The organism is Mycobacterium sp. (assembly GCF_035697385.1).
Lineage (GTDB): Bacteria > Actinomycetota > Actinomycetes > Mycobacteriales > Mycobacteriaceae > Mycobacterium.
Genome location: NZ_DASSCY010000209.1, coordinates 20,448 through 35,962, shown reverse-complemented (window position 1 = coordinate 35,962; position 15,515 = coordinate 20,448). Strand labels below are relative to the sequence as shown.

The following is a 15,515-nucleotide window of genomic DNA, read 5'->3' as shown; positions in this document are numbered from 1 at the left end:
CCGCAGGTGGCGAACACTGTGATGCCGCGCCGCAGCACACTTCGAACCGTCACAGCCGAGCCCTTCTCCGACGCGTCACGATAACTAGACGCCCAAATTGGGAACCTACCGCGAAGGGTTGCAGCGCCGAGACCGGTGCCCAAAAATCAGGTGTCGGCGGCTCAGATGGGCATCCGCAGCACGAACCCCGCCTCAAGCGCCACCCACGGCGCGCCGTCCGGGCCGATCGCCATGCCGTGTGGCTCGCTACCAGCAGGAAGATCGATCGTGACGATCTCGCCGTCGCCACTGACGCGGGCGATCTGATCGGCTCCCCACAGGCTCACCCATACGCCGTCGTCCGGGTCGGCGACCACCGCATGCGGCTTGCCTGGCAGATCGATCTCTTGGATGGCGCCGTCCATCGGGATGCGGCCCAGCTTGTCGGCGAGGATCTCGGTGAACCACACCGCGTCGTCGTGCGTCGCGGCGATGCCAACGGGTCCCGCTGCGGCAGTGGGTAATTCGCGCACCGTCACGCCGTCCGCCGGTATCAACCGGCCCACCGCATTGGCCTGATTGAGCGTGAACCACAACGCGTTGTCCGGGCCGGTCGTGATCATCGACGGTGCACCACCGACCGACGGCCAGCCAGACAACTCGCCGTCGGTCGAGATCCTGCCGATCTCGCCCGAGGTCATGGCGGTGAACCACAAGCCCTCATCCGCCCCGGCCGTGATGCCGAACGGCCCGCTGCCCTCGGGCAGCTCGAACGAACTCAACTCACCGGCAGTGGTAATCCGCCCGATCCGGTCATCGCCGGTCCGGGTGAACCACAGGGCACCATCGGGCCCGGCGGTGATGATCGACGGCCGAGAGTGCTCACCGACCGGATACACGGTGACGTCGCCATCGACGGTCACGCGTGCGATCGAGCCGGCGTGTACCAGCGTCACCCACAGTGCCCCGTCCGGCCCTGTCGCCAGCGCGTACGGTCCGCCGTCTATCGCAACCTTGAGGGCCGTCACGCGAGGGTGACGAGGCCGAGCTCGTTGTCGCCTGCCAGCAGCGCGTGATGGGGCAAGACGCGCACGGTGTACCCCACCGGACCGGCGACGGGCAACGGCGTCGTCGTCGAGAAGATGTCGTTGCCGCCGTCGGCAGTCCCGGTGTGCACCATCGTCACGGTCACCGGGTCTATCAGGGCGTCGCCGGCGTCGACGCGGCCCAGCACCGCTTGCACCTCCACCTCGTCGGGCCGCAGCCCGGCCAGCTGCACGGTTGCGGTCAGCGTCAGCTCGGAACCCAGCAGTGGCGTGTCAGGAAGGCCGTAGCTGTCGACGTCGGTGATCTGGATCTTCGGCCACGCCTCTTGGGCGCGCTGCCGGTAGTCGGCCAGCTCACGTGCGGCGCCGAACGGTTCCCCCGCGGCCCCTGGTTCGACGGTCTTGCGCAGCGACTGAGCCGCCGGCGCGTAGTACTTTTCGGTGTAGTCGCGGACCATCCGCGACGCCAACACCTTCGGGCCGAGCTCCATCAACGTGTGACGCACCATCTCCACCCAGCGCGACGGAATCCCTGCCTCGTCGCGGTCGTAGAACTTCGGCGCCACCGACTGCTCGAGCAGGTCGTAGAGTGCCGCGGCCTCAAGGTCGTCGCGCCGGCTCTCGTCGGCCAGCCCATCGGCGGTCGGGATCTCCCACCCGTTCTCGCCGTCGTACCACTCGTCCCACCACCCGTCGCGGATGGACAGGTTGAGCCCTCCGTTGAGTGCGCTCTTCATTCCGGAGGTGCCGCACGCCTCCAGCGGCCGCAGCGGGTTGTTCAGCCACACGTCGCAGCCGTAATACAGCTGGCGTGCCATCGACATGTCGTAGTCGGGCAGGAACGCGATGCGGTGCCTGACCTCCGGGCGATCGGCGAACTTGACCACTTGCTGGATCAACGCCTTGCCGCCGTCGTCGGCCGGGTGCGACTTGCCTGCCACGATGAGCTGGATCGGGCGTTTCTCGTCGAGCAGCAGCTTCTCCAACCGGTCCTCGTCGCGCAGCATCAACGTGAGCCGCTTGTACGTCGGAACTCGTCGGGCAAACCCGATGGTCAACACGTCGGGGTCGAAAGCCGTTGCTATCCAGCCCAATTCGGCATCCGATGCGCCGCGCTCCAGACATGAACGGCGCATCCGCGCGCGAACGTCATCGACCAGCGCTTTGCGCAGTTGCGAGCGGATCGACCAGATGTGCTCTGAGTCGACCTGTCGAAGTCGCTGCCACACCGCGGGCTCACTTGGCGAGTCGGCTCCGATCAACTCGCGGCCCAGCTCCAGCCACTGCGGCGCCGCCCACGTCGGCGCGTGCACGCCATTGGTGATCGACCCGATCGGCACCTCCCTCGGATCGAAGCCGGGCCACAGCTCGTTGAACATATGGCGGCTGACCAGGCCGTGCAGCAGCGAGACCCCGTTGGCTCGCTGGGCCAGGCGCAGGCCCATGTGCGCCATGTTGAACTTCGACGGGTCGTCTTCCGCGCCGAACGCGATGATCCGGTCCAGCGAAACCCCTGGCAGCAACCGGGAGCTGGCACCAGACGGGTTACCGGGCGGGCTGCCGAAGTAGCGCTTGACCATCTCGACCGGGAACCGGTCGATTCCTGCAGGGACCGGGGTGTGCGTGGTGAACACGGTGGAGGAGCGCACCACCGTCAGCGCGGTGTCGAAGTCCAGCCCGGCGTCGATCAACTCCCGGATGCGCTCGGCGCCGAGGAACCCGGCGTGGCCCTCGTTCATGTGAAACACCTCAGGCGAAGGCAGGCCCTCGACCTCGGTGAACGCGCGAATTGCCCGGACCCCGCCGATGCCGGCCAGAATCTCCTGCTTGATGCGGTGTTCCTGATCGCCGCCGTACAGCCGGTCGGTGACGCCGCGCAGGTCGTGTTCGTTCTCCGGGATGTCAGAGTCCAACAGCAGCAACGGGATTCGCCCAACCTGCGCGATCCAGATGCGCGCCCGCAGCTGATTGTCGTCCGGCAGATCCAGCGCAACGAGCACGGGGTTGTCATCGCCGTCGGTGAGTAGCCGCAACGGCAGGCCCTGAGGGTCAAGGGATGGGTAACTCTCGTGCTGCCAACCGTCGGCGGTCAGTGACTGCCGGAAGTAGCCCGAGCGGTACAGCAACCCGACCGCGATAAGGGGCAGACCCAGGTCGGATGCGGACTTCAGGTGATCGCCGGCCAGGATGCCCAGGCCACCGGAGTAGTTCGGCAGCACCTCGGCGACGCCGAACTCCATCGAGAAGTAGGCGATGCCGTTGGGTAGCTCGGCACCTTCGGAGACCTGCTGCTGGTACCACAGCGGCCGGGTCAAATAGTTGTCCAGATCCGCCACAAGTCCGTCGAGGCGCTGCAGGAACGACTCGTCGAGGACCAGGTCGTCCAGCCGTTTGGGGCTGACCTGCCCGAGCAGTGCGACCGGGTCGTTGCCGACCTGCTTCCAGAGCTCGGGATCGATCGCCTCGAACAGATCTTGGGTCGGCTTGTCCCACGACCAGCGCAGGTTGATCGAGAGCCGTTCGAGCGCGGCCAGACGATCGGGAAGATGTGCGCGGACGGTGAACCGTCGGAGGGCTTTCACGCGAGTCAACCTTACTGTCATTTCGAGTCTGTGCAGCGATGAGCGTTTGCGCGACGAGCAGAAGCGCCGCCGGCGCCGGACTGCTTCACCCGCATCGGATTGGGCAGCCCACTACGGTGGGTATAGGGCGCGACGAAGCTGAAACGAATACCAAGCGACGACACAGACGACACAGCGGCCCGAACGCGGCCGCGCCAGTGTAAGGAGTGGTGGGGTGGCCGGTCGTATCGGAATCGATGACGTGGCCCCTGTGGTTTCCGGCGGGCGATACCCGGCCAAAGCAGTCGTGGGCGAGGTTGTGCCGGTACGGGCCACGGTGTGGCGCGAGGGGCACGACGCGGTCGCGGCCACGCTCGTCGTCCGATATCACGGCACGGCCTATCCGAAACTGGCCGAGGACCCGCCAGGGCACGTCAAGACCCCGCCACCGATACCCATCGCGGATGTGGTGATCCCTGCCTCGCGGAAGAAACCGCAGCTGTTGCCGATGTCGACCGGACGCACGCCGGACGTTTTCCACGGGGCGTTCAGCCCCGACAGCGTCGGCCTGTGGACGTTCCGGGTGGACGGGTGGGGCGACCCCATCGCGACGTGGCGCAAGAACGTGACCGCCAAACTCGACGCAGGTCAAAGTGAAGGCGAGCTGTCCAACGACCTGCTCTTGGGTGCCCGGCTGCTGGAGCGGGCCGCGACGGGCGTGCCCCGCCAGTCGCGCTACCCCCTGATCGACGCGGTCGCGCGCCTGCGTGAGCCAGGTGACCCGTTCACCCGCGCCGGCGCGGCTCTCGCACCAGAAGTGAGCGCCCTACTGGAGCAGTATCCGCTGCGCGAATTGGTCACTCGCGGAGAGCAATACGGCATCTGGGTGGACCGGCCACAGGCCCGCTTCAGCTCGTGGTATGAGATTTTTCCCCGGTCCACCGGCGGCTGGGATGCGCAGGGCAATCCGGTGCACGGCACTTTCGCGACGGCAACCAAGGCGCTTCCGCGCATCGCCAAAATGGGCTTCGACGTGGTGTATCTGCCGCCGATCCATCCGATCGGCAAGGTGCACCGCAAAGGCCGCAACAACAGCGTGACCGCCGCACCGAAGGATGTCGGCTCGCCGTGGGCCATCGGCAGCGACGAAGGCGGCCACGACGCCATCCACCCGAAGCTGGGCACCATCGAGGACTTCGAGGACTTCGTGGCCGCTGCGCGTGACGACGGCATGGAAGTGGCGCTTGATCTTGCGCTGCAATGCGCGCCCGACCACCCTTGGGCGCGGAAGCATCCGGAGTGGTTCACGGTGCTGCCCGACGGGACGATCGCCTACGCGGAGAACCCGCCGAAGAAATACCAGGACATCTATCCGCTGAATTTCGACAACGACCCTGCCGGGCTCTACGAAGAAGTGCTGCGGGTCGTGCGCTATTGGATCTCCCACGGCGTCAAGATATTTCGTGTGGACAACCCGCATACCAAGCCGCCGAACTTCTGGGCCTGGCTGATCGGAGAGGTGAAGAACGAGGACCCGGACGTGTTGTTCCTTTCGGAGGCCTTCACCCGCCCTGCGCGGTTGTACGGGCTGGCCAAACTCGGGTTCACGCAGTCCTACACGTACTTCACCTGGCGCACCGCGAAGTGGGAGCTCACCGAGTTCGGCCAGCAGATCGCCGAGCACGCCGACTATGCCCGGCCGAACCTTTTCGTCAACACGCCCGACATCCTGCACGAGAGTCTGCAGCACGGTGGTCCTGGCATGTTCGCCATCCGCGCCGTGCTGGCATCGACGATGAGTTCGGCATGGGGCGTGTACTCCGGCTTCGAATTGTTTGAGCATCGCGCGGTTCGGGAAGGCAGCGAGGAGTACCTCAACTCGGAGAAGTACGAGCTGCGCCCCCGCGACTTCGACGCTGCACTGGCCGACGGTGAATCGCTGGAGCCATTCCTGACCAGGCTCAACGAGATTCGCCGGGTGCACCCGGCGCTGCACGAGCTACGCACGATCAAGTTCCATCACCCCGACAACGAGGCATTGCTGGCGTACAGCAAGTTCGACCCTGTGACCGGTGACCAGGTTCTGGTCGTGGTAACGCTCAACCCGTACGGACCGGAGGAGGCGACGCTGTGGCTGGACATGGAGGCGTTGGGCATGGAGCACTACGAGCGCTTCTGGGTGCGCGACGAGATCACCGGAGACGAATACCAGTGGGGGCAGTCCAATTACGTGCGGATCGATCCCGCCAGAGCGGTGGCCCACGTGCTGAACATGCCCCAGATACCGGCCGACCGACGATTGAACCTGCTGCGTAGGGAGTGATGAAATGACGCAGACCAAGCATGACGCCAGTCCGCATCTGCGGCCGCATACCGCCGACCTGAACCGCCTGTTGGCCGGTGAACACCACGACCCTCATTCGATCCTCGGCGCGCACGAGTACAGCGACCACACCGTGATTCGGGCCTACCGCCCGCACGCCACCAAAGTCACGGCCCTGGTGGGCGGTGAGCGCTACCCGTTCAGCCACATCGAGTCAGGGCTGTTCGCGGTCGCACTACCGTTCACGAACCTCGTCGACTATCGGCTGGAGGTCAGCTATCCGGGTGCCAACGGTTCGACCGACGTGCACACCATTGCCGACGCGTACCGCTTCCTGCCCACACTCGGCGAAATGGATCTGCACCTTTTCGCCGAGGGCCGCCATGAACGGCTGTGGGAGGTTCTCGGTGCTCACCCCCGCTCGTTCACCACAGCCGACGGCGTCGTCGATGGCGTGTCGTTCGCCGTGTGGGCACCGAACGCCAAGGGCATCAGTCTGATCGGCGAGTTCAATCACTGGGACGGCAACGAGGCTCAGCTGCGGGTGCTCGGCTCGACGGGCGTATGGGAACTGTTCTGGCCCGGTCTCGAAATCGGCAGCCTCTACAAGTTCCGCGTGCATGGCGCGGACGGCTCGGTGACCGACCGCGCCGACCCGATGGCATTCGCCACCGAGGTACCGCCGAAGACGGCATCGAAGGTCACCGCCAGCTCCTACACATGGAGCGACGACGACTGGATGGCCCAGCGCGCCCGCCAGAATCCTGTGTTCGAGCCGATGAGCACCTACGAGGTGCACCCGATGTCGTGGCGGCCGGGTCTGAGCTATCGCCAGCTGGCCGACGAGCTCACTGAATACGTTGTGTCCCAGGGCTTCACACACGTCGAACTGATGCCGGTCGCAGAGCACCCGTTCGGCGGTTCGTGGGGCTATCAGGTGACGTCCTATTACGCGCCGACGTCACGGCTGGGCACTCCCGACGAATGCCGGTATCTGATCGACAGGCTCCATCAGGCCGGCATCGGCGTGATCATGGACTGGGTGCCTGCCCACTTCCCGAAAGATGCGTGGGCGCTGGGCCGATTCGACGGCACACCGCTCTACGAGCACTCCGACCCGCGCCGCGGCGAGCAATTGGACTGGGGCACCTACGTATTCGACTTCGGCCGGTCAGAGGTGCGCAACTTCCTGGTCGCCAACGCGCTGTACTGGCTGCAGGAATTCCACATCGACGGCCTGCGCGTGGACGCCGTCGCCTCGATGCTGTACCTGGATTACTCACGGCCGGAGGGCGGCTGGACGCCGAACATCTACGGCGGCCGGGAGAACCTCGAGGCGGTGCAGTTCCTGCAGGAGATGAACGCCACGGTGCACAAGGTGGCGCCGGGAATCGTCACCGTCGCCGAGGAGTCCACGTCGTGGCCGGGTGTTACCCGCCCGACAAACCTTGGCGGCCTTGGCTTCTCGATGAAGTGGAACATGGGTTGGATGAACGACACGTTGGAGTTCATCAAGCGTGATCCAATTCACCGCAGCTACCACCACCACGAAATCACGTTCTCGATGCTCTACGCGTTCAGCGAGAACTTCGTGCTGCCCATCAGCCACGACGAGGTGGTGCACGGCAAGGGCACGCTATGGGGCCGGATGCCCGGCAACGATCACGTGAAGGCCGCAGGGCTGCGTGGACTGCTGGCCTATCAGTGGGCGCACCCGGGTAAGCAATTGCTGTTCATGGGCCAGGAATTCGGCCAGCGCGCCGAGTGGTCCGAAGAACGCGGCGTCGATTGGTACCAGTTGGACGAAGGCAGCTTCTCCAGCGGTATTCAGCGGTTCGTGCAGGACATGAACGGCATCTACCGAACCCGGCGCGCACTGTGGTCGCGAGACGCCAACCCCGAGGGTTACTCGTGGATCGACGCCAACGACTCGGCCAACAACGTGCTGAGCTTCCTGCGCTCCGGCGACGACGGCTCGATGCTGGCGTGTGTGTTCAACTTCTCCGGCTCCGAGCACGCGCGCTACCGGCTGGGGTTGCCGCATGCGGGCACCTGGCGTGAGGTGCTCAACACGGATGCGGATATCTACAACGGCACAGGCATTGGGAACTACGGCGCTGTCGAGGCGACCGACGACCCGTGGCACGGTCGTCCCGCGTCGGCGGTGATGGTGCTGCCACCGCTGGCAGCGTTGTGGTTTGAGCCGGCCTAGTTTCCTGCGCGAGCAGACGCAAATGTGCCCATTTCAGGCCGAAATGGGGCACTTTTGCGTCTGCTCGGCGAACTAGTAGAGCGCGTTCGCCAGCTTGCGCCGGCCGGCGATCACTTCGGGATCTGCCGGGTCGAAGAGGTCGAAGAGCTCGATCAACCGGGTGCGGACGCTGGTGCGCTCGTCACCGGCTGTCCGCTTGACCAATGCGATCAACCGCTCGAAGGCCGCAGCGATGTTCTGCTGCAGGATCTCCACATCGGCTGCGGCGAATGCCGCTTCGATGTCGGCAGGCGCTGCGTCGGCGACCGCAACCGCGTCGGGCCGGTGCGCCGTGGCGCGCTGCAGAAACGAAATCTGACGCACCGCGCCCTTGGCTTCGGCGTGGTTGGGATTGGCGTCGAGGATCGACCGATAGGCCGTCAGCGCGGCGTCGAAATCGCCGGCGTCCAGATGCTCGCGGGCCTGCGCCAGCTCCGGGTCGACCTGTTCGGGTGCATCGCCGTCTGCCGCGCCCTCGAGCTTGCCCGCGGTGGCACTCAGCAGCGAGTCGACCCACTTACGCAACTGCTCCGGCGGCTGCACACCCTGAAAACTCGACAGTGGTTGGCCCGCAGCCAAAGCCACCACCGTCGGGACAGCTTGCACACCGAACATCTGCGCCACGCGAGGCACGGTGTCGACGTTGACCGTTGCCAGGGACCACTTGCCGCCGTCGGCTGTCTCCAGGTTCGCAAGGGCATCGGCAAGGGCGACGCTCGCCTCGCTGCGGGGCGACCACAGCAGCACCACTACCGGAACTTGATTGGACCGGACCAGCACCTCGGCCTCGAGGTTGGCCTCGGTGATCTCAACGCCGCTGGGCGTACTTGCGCCTGGGGCAGCACCTTCGCCGGTGGCAGCTGCTCGCTGCTTGAGGGCCGACAGGTCAACGGCACCGGCCATGGCGGGCGCAATGGGAGGTCGGGGACGTGTCACGCCTACAAGTCTGTCACGTCGTTTCGGGTGCTGACCGGCCCGCCTGCGCGACCGCCATTGCCCCGCGAGCGGCCCCCATCCGGCCGGTGCGATCGGCCCATATGAGGAAGATCACACTGCACAGTGGCACGATGCTCGCCAGCAACGCCAGCGACCATGTGCCCGCTGCCCATTTGAATGCGATTCCGGCGAGCAGCCCAAACACCACGAACGCGATGAAGATCAGCCCGTGGGCCATGCCGAAAACCTTGACGCCGACCTCAGTTCGCGGACTGCCCAGGTATTTGAAATACATGCCGATCAGCAATCCGACCCAGCTGACGGCCTCCATCAGGGCGACGAGGCGAAACCATCCAGCAACGGACCGAAGATCGAAAGCGCTTGTCATGGCCGCCATTGTGCCGGAAAACGGCACTAATTACTACAAGGCGTCGTAGACCGCTATCCGGCGCGCAGCACCAAGGCGTCGCCCTGCCCGCCGGCGCCGCACAGCGCTGCCACCGCGTAGCCAGAGCCGCGTCGTGCCAGCTCAAGGGCGGCGTGCAGGGTGATCCGCGCACCGGACATGCCGATCGGATGCCCGATGGCGATGGCGCCGCCGTTGACGTTCACCTTGGCGGGATCGACGCCGAGCTCCTTCATCGACGCCAGGGCCACGGCGGAGAACGCCTCGTTGATCTCGATGACATCGAGCTGATCGACCGAGATGCCTTCGCGCGCAATGGCCTTCTTGATGGCGTTCGCCGGCTGGCTCTGCAGGGTGGAGTCCGGGCCGGCGACCACGCCATGGGCGCCGATCTCGACGAGCCAGCTCAAGCCCAGTTCTACGGCCTTGTCCTTGTTCATCACCACCACTGCGGCGGCGCCGTCGGAGATCTGCGACGCCGAGCCCGCGGTGATGGTGCCGTCCTTACGGAACGCGGGTCGCAAGCCCCCGAGCGATTCCGTGGTGGTGTTGGCGCGGATGCCCTCGTCTTCGGCGAACTCGATCGGATCACCCTTGCGCTGCGGGATCTTTACCGGCACCACTTCGTCGGCGTAGACGCCGTCTTTCCATGCCGCGGCGGCCTTTTGGTGCGACCCCGCAGCGAACTCGTCCTGCTGTTCGCGGGTGAACTGGTCGACGTCGTTGCGTTGCTCGGTGAGTGCGCCCATCGGCTGGTCGGTGAATACGTCGTGCAAACCGTCGTACGCCATGTGGTCGAGCACCGTGACATCGCCGTATTTGTATCCACCGCGGCTGTCCATCAGCAGGTGCGGCGCCTTCGTCATCGATTCCTGGCCACCCGCGACGACGACGTCGAACTCACCGGCCCGGATCAGCTGATCGGCCAGCGCAATCGCATCGATACCGGACAAACACATCTTGTTGATTGTCAGCGACGGCACATCCCACCCGATGCCTGCGGCGACCGCGGCCTGCCGTGCGGGCATTTGCCCTGCCCCGGCGGTCAACACCTGGCCCATGATCACGTATTCGACGGCCGAGGCCGGGACTCCCGCTTTCTCCAATGCTCCGGAGATCGCGATGGCACCCAGATCGCTGCCCGAAAAATCCTTCAGCGAGCCCATCAGTTTTCCGACAGGCGTACGGGCTCCAGCAACGATCACAGATGTCGTCATTCGTACCTCCAAGGCATTGGTCAGCCGACTGTGTGGCCGATTACACATACGCAAACATTCGGGTAAAGGTTACCGTTACGTTATGACGACCGAGCACGTAGATGCACGTCCGGTGCTCGCCAGCGCCCTGGTGACGGCCATCGACCACGTCGGCATTGCCGTGCCCGACCTCGATGTCGCGATCAAGTGGTATCACGACCACCTCGGCATGATCGTGCTCCACGAAGAGGTCAACGAGGATCAGGGTGTGCGCGAGGCGATGCTGTCCGTTCGCGGCGCTCCCGTCGGGAGTGCGCAAATCCAGCTGATGTCCCCGCTGGACGAGACCTCGACCATCGCCAAGTTCATCGACAAGCGCGGCCCCGGCCTGCAGCAACTGGCGTACCGAACCAGCGATCTCGATTTGCTGTCCGAGCGGCTTCGCGAGCAAGGCGTGCGGCTGCTCTACGAGACGCCGCGCAAGGGCACGGCAAACTCGCGGATCAACTTCATTCATCCCAAGGATGCTGGCGGCGTTCTGGTCGAGCTCGTCGAGCCAGCCAGCGACATCGACGCTCACTGAGCCGCTACGACCACTTCCGCGTCGGGCCGCGCGTTGCCCGGTGCGTCCAGCAGGGCGTGTGCCAGTGACGCCGGTCGTCCACTGACTGCTCCCCCAGCTCGGCAGGCCATACCACCAAGTGCGCTGTCCCAGAGCGGATCTCGTGGTCGCAACCCGGGCAGCGATAGATCTTGGTTGCGCGCGCTCCTGCGATCGGCCGGACTTCGTACTCATAGCCGTCGGCCCCGGTTTCGATCCGACGGCTCACCGGCAACGGCGGCGACGAGCGTTGCCGGCGTGGCGGTGTCCGGCGCCGAGGCATGCCGGCCAGTTTAGGCCGTCAGAAGAGCTTGTACTCGTCACTGACCATCCCGCGCATCTGGTCGTAGTCCAAAGTCACGCAACGGATCCCGCGGTCGGTGGCCAATGTTCGAGCCTGCGGCTTGATCTGCTGGGCAGCGAAGACCCCTGCGACGGGCGCCAGCACCGTGTCGCGATTGAGCAATTCGAGGTAGCGAGTGAGCTGCTCGACCCCGTCGATCTCACCGCGGCGCTTGATCTCCACCGCCACCGAGCGGCCCTGCTCATCGCGGCACAGCAGGTCGACCGGCCCGATGGGCGTCATGTACTCCCGCCGCACCAGCGTGTACCCGGTTCCGAGTAACTCGACGTGTTCGGCAAGCAAGGCCTGTAGATGGGCCTCGACGCCGTCCTTCACCAGTCCGGGATCGACACCGAGCTCGTGACTGGAGTCGTGCTCGATGTCTTCGACCGTGATGCGCAGCTGCTCGCCCGCCTTGTTCTCGACCACCCAGACCGGCGCCGGTCCGTCGGGTTCCTCGACGAGCCAGCATGGTGGGCTCATCCAGTTCAGCGGCTTGTACGCACGGTCGTCGGCGTGCACGCTCACCGATCCGTCGGCCTTGAACAGCAGCAGTCGCCGGGCGGAGGGAAGGTGGGCGGTCAGGCGTCCGATGTAGTCGACGGTGCACTGGGCGATCACGAGACGCACCCGAACCACCTTAGGTGCTGGGCCGGCAACTTAGGCTGAGGCCACCATGAACTCCAGGAAGAGCGTCGCGCATCGGCTGGGCCGGGTCCTGGAAACGATGACCCGGCAGAGCGGCCGGCTGCCCGATACGCCCGAGTATGGGTCGTGGTTGTTGGGTAAGTCGTCCGAGAGTCAGCTCCGTCGACGCATCCGCATCCAGGTGATCCTGACGGTCTTCATTCTTGGGGCCAACGTGCTTGGCATCGCGACGGCGCTGCTGTTGGTCGGGGTGGCGTTTCCCGTGCCGAGCGTCTTCAGCGACGCCCCGTTTTGGATCACCTGGGTGGTGTGTCCGGCATACATCGTTGCGGCCCTGATGATCGGGACGTTCTGGATCACCCGGCGCACGGTCAATTCGCTGCGCTGGGCCATCGAGGAGCACACACCGACGCACCGGGATCAGCTCAACTCGTTCCTGGCGCCGTGGCGGGTGGCGAAGGCGCACCTTGTCCTGTGGGGAGTAGGGACGGCGCTGTTCACCACGCTGTACGGCTTGCAGGACTCACGGTTCATTCCCCGGTTCTTGTTCACCGTCAGCTTCGCCGGCGCCATCGTCGCAACCGCCTGCTACCTGTTGACCGAGTTCGCGCTGCGTCCGGTGGCGGCACAGGCGCTTCAAGCGGGCCCACCGCCGCGTCGGCTGAGTGCGGGAATCATGGGCCGGCTGATGACGGTGTGGCTGCTGGGCTCGTTGCCCGTCGTCGGCGTCGCACTGCTTGCGGTGTTCGCCGTCACGCTGCAGAACCTCACACCCACGCAGTTCGCCATTGCCGTAGGCATTTTGGCGATTGTGGCGCTCATCGTCGGCTTCATGCTGATGTGGATCGTGTCGTGGCTCACCGCCACCCCGGTGCGAGTGGTGCGCGCCGCGCTCAAACGTGTCGAACAAGGCGACCTGGACTGCAATCTGGTGGTATTCGACGGCACCGAACTCGGCGAACTGCAACGCGGCTTCAACACGATGGTGGAAGGCCTGAAGGAACGCGAGCGGGTGCGTGACCTGTTCGGCCGCCATGTCGGGCGCGAAGTCGCGGCCGCCGCGGAGCAACAGCGACCCAAGCTCGGCGGCGAAGAACGCCATGCCGCAGTCGTTTTCGTCGACATCATCGGCTCAACGGAGTTGGTGACAAGCCGGCCGGCGGTCGAGGTAGTCGACCTGCTCAACCGCTTCTTCGCGGTCATCGTCGAAGAGGTCGACCGCCATCACGGCCTGGTCAACAAGTTCGAGGGCGATGCAGCGCTGGCGGTGTTCGGCGCGCCTGTCACGCTGGAACACCCTGAGGATGAGGCGCTACTGGCGGCGCGCGCCATCGCCGAGCGGCTGAACAATGAGGTCCCGGAGTGCCAGGCCGGTATCGGCGTGGCGTCAGGTCAGGTCGTCGCCGGCAATGTCGGCGCGAAGGAACGCTTCGAGTACACCGTGATCGGTGAGCCGGTCAACGAAGCCGCCCGGCTGTGCGAGCTTGCCAAGGACACTGAGAGCCGACTGCTCGCGTCGTCGGAAACCGTGTCGAACGCCACCGAAAATGAGCGCAGCCATTGGACTTTCGGCGACACCGTCACCTTGCGCGGGCATGACGAACCGACGCGGCTGGCGCTGCCTGTCTGAATCGGCCTACTTCCAGGCGAACACCGGTTGCTCGAGCTCGTCGACCGGGTCATGGCGACCTTCCAGACACAGCCACCGCAGTTGCAACAACACAGCGCCCGTCGGTGCGTGGATGAGGTGGTCGCCCAGCGGTATTTGCACGACCGGCCGGGGGCTCTCGGGGATGGTGATGAACCGCGGCGAATCATCGCGTTGAAGGTGGTGTAGCCCCACCCGATACACCGCGACCACCTCATCCGGTGCGGGACGCGGGTCGAGCCGGCCGCCGCCCCAAATCACCACCGGAGTGATGACGTAACCGGACCGTGTCGGGTAGTCATCGAGCAGGCCCAACACCGCCGAAACAGGCAGCCTAACGCCAACCTCTTCGTCCAGTTCCCGCAACGCGGCATCGACCGCGGTTTCGCCCGGGTCCACGCGGCCGCCAGGCAGTGCCCACTGGGCGGCATGCGAGGAAAGACGAGATGCCCTGCGGCACATTAGAAATGCAGCACCACCCGATACGTTGAACATGTGACCGAGGCTGGGTTCCGGCATCGGTCGGCCGTCGACCCAATCGTCCGCAGGCGTCGGGTCCACCCTGTCCTCACCGACCACGGAGTCGACCAGCACCACAGCGACCGCGGCGTGGCGTTTCGTCGGGTCGGTCACGGTGCGACGGTCGTGGCCTGCCAAACATGTTTGGCACTGCTCACGCAGCGCGGCGTCGTAGCTGATCGTCACCGTTCGACCATAGACGGCGGCCTTTCTCAGGTGTCGTTGCCATTGCTCGCCGCCGCACGAATTCGCCTTATTTCCGCATACCGCCGCACACGGCGATGTCGTCGCCGGTGACGAACGATGACGCGTCACTGGCCAGATACAAGGCGGGGCCGACGATTTCAGACAGATCGGCGATACGGTGTTGCGGGTTCATGCTCGCCAGCAGCGACAATGCCCCCGGCTGAAAGCGCTCAGCGTCAACGAGTAGCTCGGTGGCGAACGGTCCCGGGCACAGGAGATTCACCCGGACCGCCCACGAGACCCACAGATTGGCCATGGATATCGTGAGATTTCGCAGCGCAGCCTTCGACGCGCTGTAGATCACCGATACCGGGTTCGACGGATAGTAGGTTTCCATCGAGCCTATGTTGATGATGCTGCCGCCACCGTGGTCGCGCATGACGGGAGCCACGCATTGACTCATACGCAAGGCTCCCTCGACGTTGACGCTGAACACCTTGCGCCACAATTCGAGCGAGACCTCGTTGAGGTCTTGCACCGCTGGGTTGATGCCAGCGTTGTTGACAAGTACATCGATGGGGCCGCACTCGTTGACCACGGCGTCGACAAAGCCGGGGATGGCATCCCAATCTCCGACGTGGCACGCCAAACCCATCGCTTTGCCGCCGCCGGCGCGGATGTCGGCGGCGACCTCATCGCAGGCTTGTTGCTTTCGGCTGGATACCACTACTGACGCGCCGGCCCGTGAAAAACCTTCCAGGATGGCGCGTCCGATGCCGCGGGTCGACCCGGTCACCACCGCGACCCGTCCGGTGAGGTCGAACAGAGCTTGAGGATGTTCCACAGTCATACACTCCTGATCCATAGGAACG

The 15,515-nt window shown here is 65.2% G+C and carries 13 protein-coding genes; 4 read left to right on the top strand and 9 right to left on the bottom strand.

Features of this window, described 5'->3' with window-relative positions:
• Positions 1-161: 161 nt before the first annotated feature.
• Positions 162-1,007 carry a virginiamycin B lyase family protein gene (locus VFH65_RS17485; RefSeq protein ID WP_353323133.1) on the bottom strand — a complete coding sequence of 282 codons (846 nt, stop codon included), beginning with the start codon at positions 1,005-1,007 and terminating at the stop codon, positions 162-164.
• A complete protein-coding gene (locus VFH65_RS17480) occupies positions 1,004-3,607 on the bottom strand; it encodes a glycosyltransferase family 1 protein (RefSeq protein WP_353323132.1) in 2,604 nt (867 codons plus the stop codon). The genes VFH65_RS17485 and VFH65_RS17480 overlap by 4 nt, the downstream gene beginning before the upstream one ends.
• A 214-nt stretch (positions 3,608-3,821) precedes the next feature.
• On the opposite strand from VFH65_RS17480, the gene VFH65_RS17475 reads away from it, so the two are divergent.
• Both VFH65_RS17475 and glgB read left to right on the top strand, forming a co-directional pair.
• On the top strand, positions 3,822-5,909 hold the full coding sequence (locus VFH65_RS17475; RefSeq protein ID WP_353323131.1) for an alpha-1,4-glucan--maltose-1-phosphate maltosyltransferase: 2,088 nt from the start codon (positions 3,822-3,824) through the stop codon (positions 5,907-5,909).
• Between the two features lie 4 nt (positions 5,910-5,913).
• The gene (gene glgB, locus VFH65_RS17470) at positions 5,914-8,121 is read left to right on the top strand and encodes a 1,4-alpha-glucan branching protein GlgB (protein ID WP_353323130.1); all 2,208 of its coding nucleotides are present in this window, start codon (positions 5,914-5,916) and stop codon (positions 8,119-8,121) included.
• A gap of 72 nt (positions 8,122-8,193) precedes the next feature.
• Here the strand turns inward: glgB and VFH65_RS17465 are convergent, their stop codons facing one another.
• From VFH65_RS17465 to VFH65_RS17455, 3 genes are read right to left on the bottom strand one after another with little or no spacing between them, the layout of a single operon-like run.
• Positions 8,194-9,096 carry a tetratricopeptide repeat protein gene (locus VFH65_RS17465; protein ID WP_353323128.1) on the bottom strand — a complete coding sequence of 301 codons (903 nt, stop codon included), beginning with the start codon at positions 9,094-9,096 and terminating at the stop codon, positions 8,194-8,196.
• Between the two features lie 13 nt (positions 9,097-9,109).
• A complete protein-coding gene (locus tag VFH65_RS17460; RefSeq protein ID WP_353323127.1) occupies positions 9,110-9,493 on the bottom strand; it encodes a DUF3817 domain-containing protein in 384 nt (127 codons plus the stop codon).
• A gap of 44 nt (positions 9,494-9,537) precedes the next feature.
• Positions 9,538-10,719 carry an acetyl-CoA C-acetyltransferase gene (locus VFH65_RS17455; RefSeq protein WP_353323126.1) on the bottom strand — a complete coding sequence of 394 codons (1,182 nt, stop codon included), beginning with the start codon at positions 10,717-10,719 and terminating at the stop codon, positions 9,538-9,540.
• 82 nt (positions 10,720-10,801) lie between these two features.
• Between VFH65_RS17455 and mce the strand changes: the two genes are divergently transcribed.
• Positions 10,802-11,281: a methylmalonyl-CoA epimerase gene (gene mce / locus VFH65_RS17450; RefSeq protein WP_353323124.1), complete on the top strand. Its 480-nt coding sequence runs from the start codon at positions 10,802-10,804 to the stop codon at positions 11,279-11,281.
• 4 nt (positions 11,282-11,285) lie between these two features.
• On the opposite strand, the gene VFH65_RS17445 is transcribed toward mce, so the two are convergent.
• Both VFH65_RS17445 and nucS read right to left on the bottom strand, forming a co-directional pair.
• Complete coding sequence (locus tag VFH65_RS17445) at positions 11,286-11,582, bottom strand: hypothetical protein (RefSeq protein WP_353323122.1); 297 nt, start codon at positions 11,580-11,582, stop codon at positions 11,286-11,288.
• An 18-nt stretch (positions 11,583-11,600) separates the two neighbouring features.
• Entirely contained in the window at positions 11,601-12,272 is a 672-nt protein-coding gene (gene nucS / locus VFH65_RS17440; RefSeq protein ID WP_353323121.1) for an endonuclease NucS, read from the bottom strand.
• Positions 12,273-12,318: 46 nt separating this feature from the next.
• Here nucS and VFH65_RS17435 point away from each other — a divergent pair, with 46 nt between their 5' ends.
• On the top strand, positions 12,319-13,920 hold the full coding sequence (locus VFH65_RS17435) for an adenylate/guanylate cyclase domain-containing protein (RefSeq protein ID WP_353323120.1): 1,602 nt from the start codon (positions 12,319-12,321) through the stop codon (positions 13,918-13,920).
• A 6-nt stretch (positions 13,921-13,926) separates the two neighbouring features.
• On the opposite strand, the gene VFH65_RS17430 is transcribed toward VFH65_RS17435, so the two are convergent.
• Together VFH65_RS17430 and VFH65_RS17425 are read right to left on the bottom strand one after the other, a co-directional pair.
• On the bottom strand, positions 13,927-14,643 hold the full coding sequence (locus VFH65_RS17430; protein WP_353323119.1) for an NUDIX hydrolase: 717 nt from the start codon (positions 14,641-14,643) through the stop codon (positions 13,927-13,929).
• A 67-nt stretch (positions 14,644-14,710) separates the two neighbouring features.
• Positions 14,711-15,493, bottom strand: a complete 783-nt coding sequence (locus VFH65_RS17425; RefSeq protein WP_353323117.1) for an SDR family NAD(P)-dependent oxidoreductase — start codon at positions 15,491-15,493, stop codon at positions 14,711-14,713.
• Positions 15,494-15,515: the final 22 nt, after the last annotated feature.

Coding starts and splice junctions, on each gene's coding strand:
- VFH65_RS17425 (WP_353323117.1), bottom strand. CDS start 15,493: ATGACTGTGGAACATCCTCAAGCTCTGTTCGACCTCACCGGACGGGTC.
- VFH65_RS17445 (WP_353323122.1), bottom strand. CDS start 11,582: ATGCCTCGGCGCCGGACACCGCCACGCCGGCAACGCTCGTCGCCGCCG.
- VFH65_RS17455 (WP_353323126.1), bottom strand. CDS start 10,719: ATGACGACATCTGTGATCGTTGCTGGAGCCCGTACGCCTGTCGGAAAA.
- VFH65_RS17435 (WP_353323120.1), top strand. CDS start 12,319: ATGAACTCCAGGAAGAGCGTCGCGCATCGGCTGGGCCGGGTCCTGGAA.
- glgB (WP_353323130.1), top strand. CDS start 5,914: ATGACGCAGACCAAGCATGACGCCAGTCCGCATCTGCGGCCGCATACC.
- VFH65_RS17460 (WP_353323127.1), bottom strand. CDS start 9,493: ATGGCGGCCATGACAAGCGCTTTCGATCTTCGGTCCGTTGCTGGATGG.
- mce (WP_353323124.1), top strand. CDS start 10,802: ATGACGACCGAGCACGTAGATGCACGTCCGGTGCTCGCCAGCGCCCTG.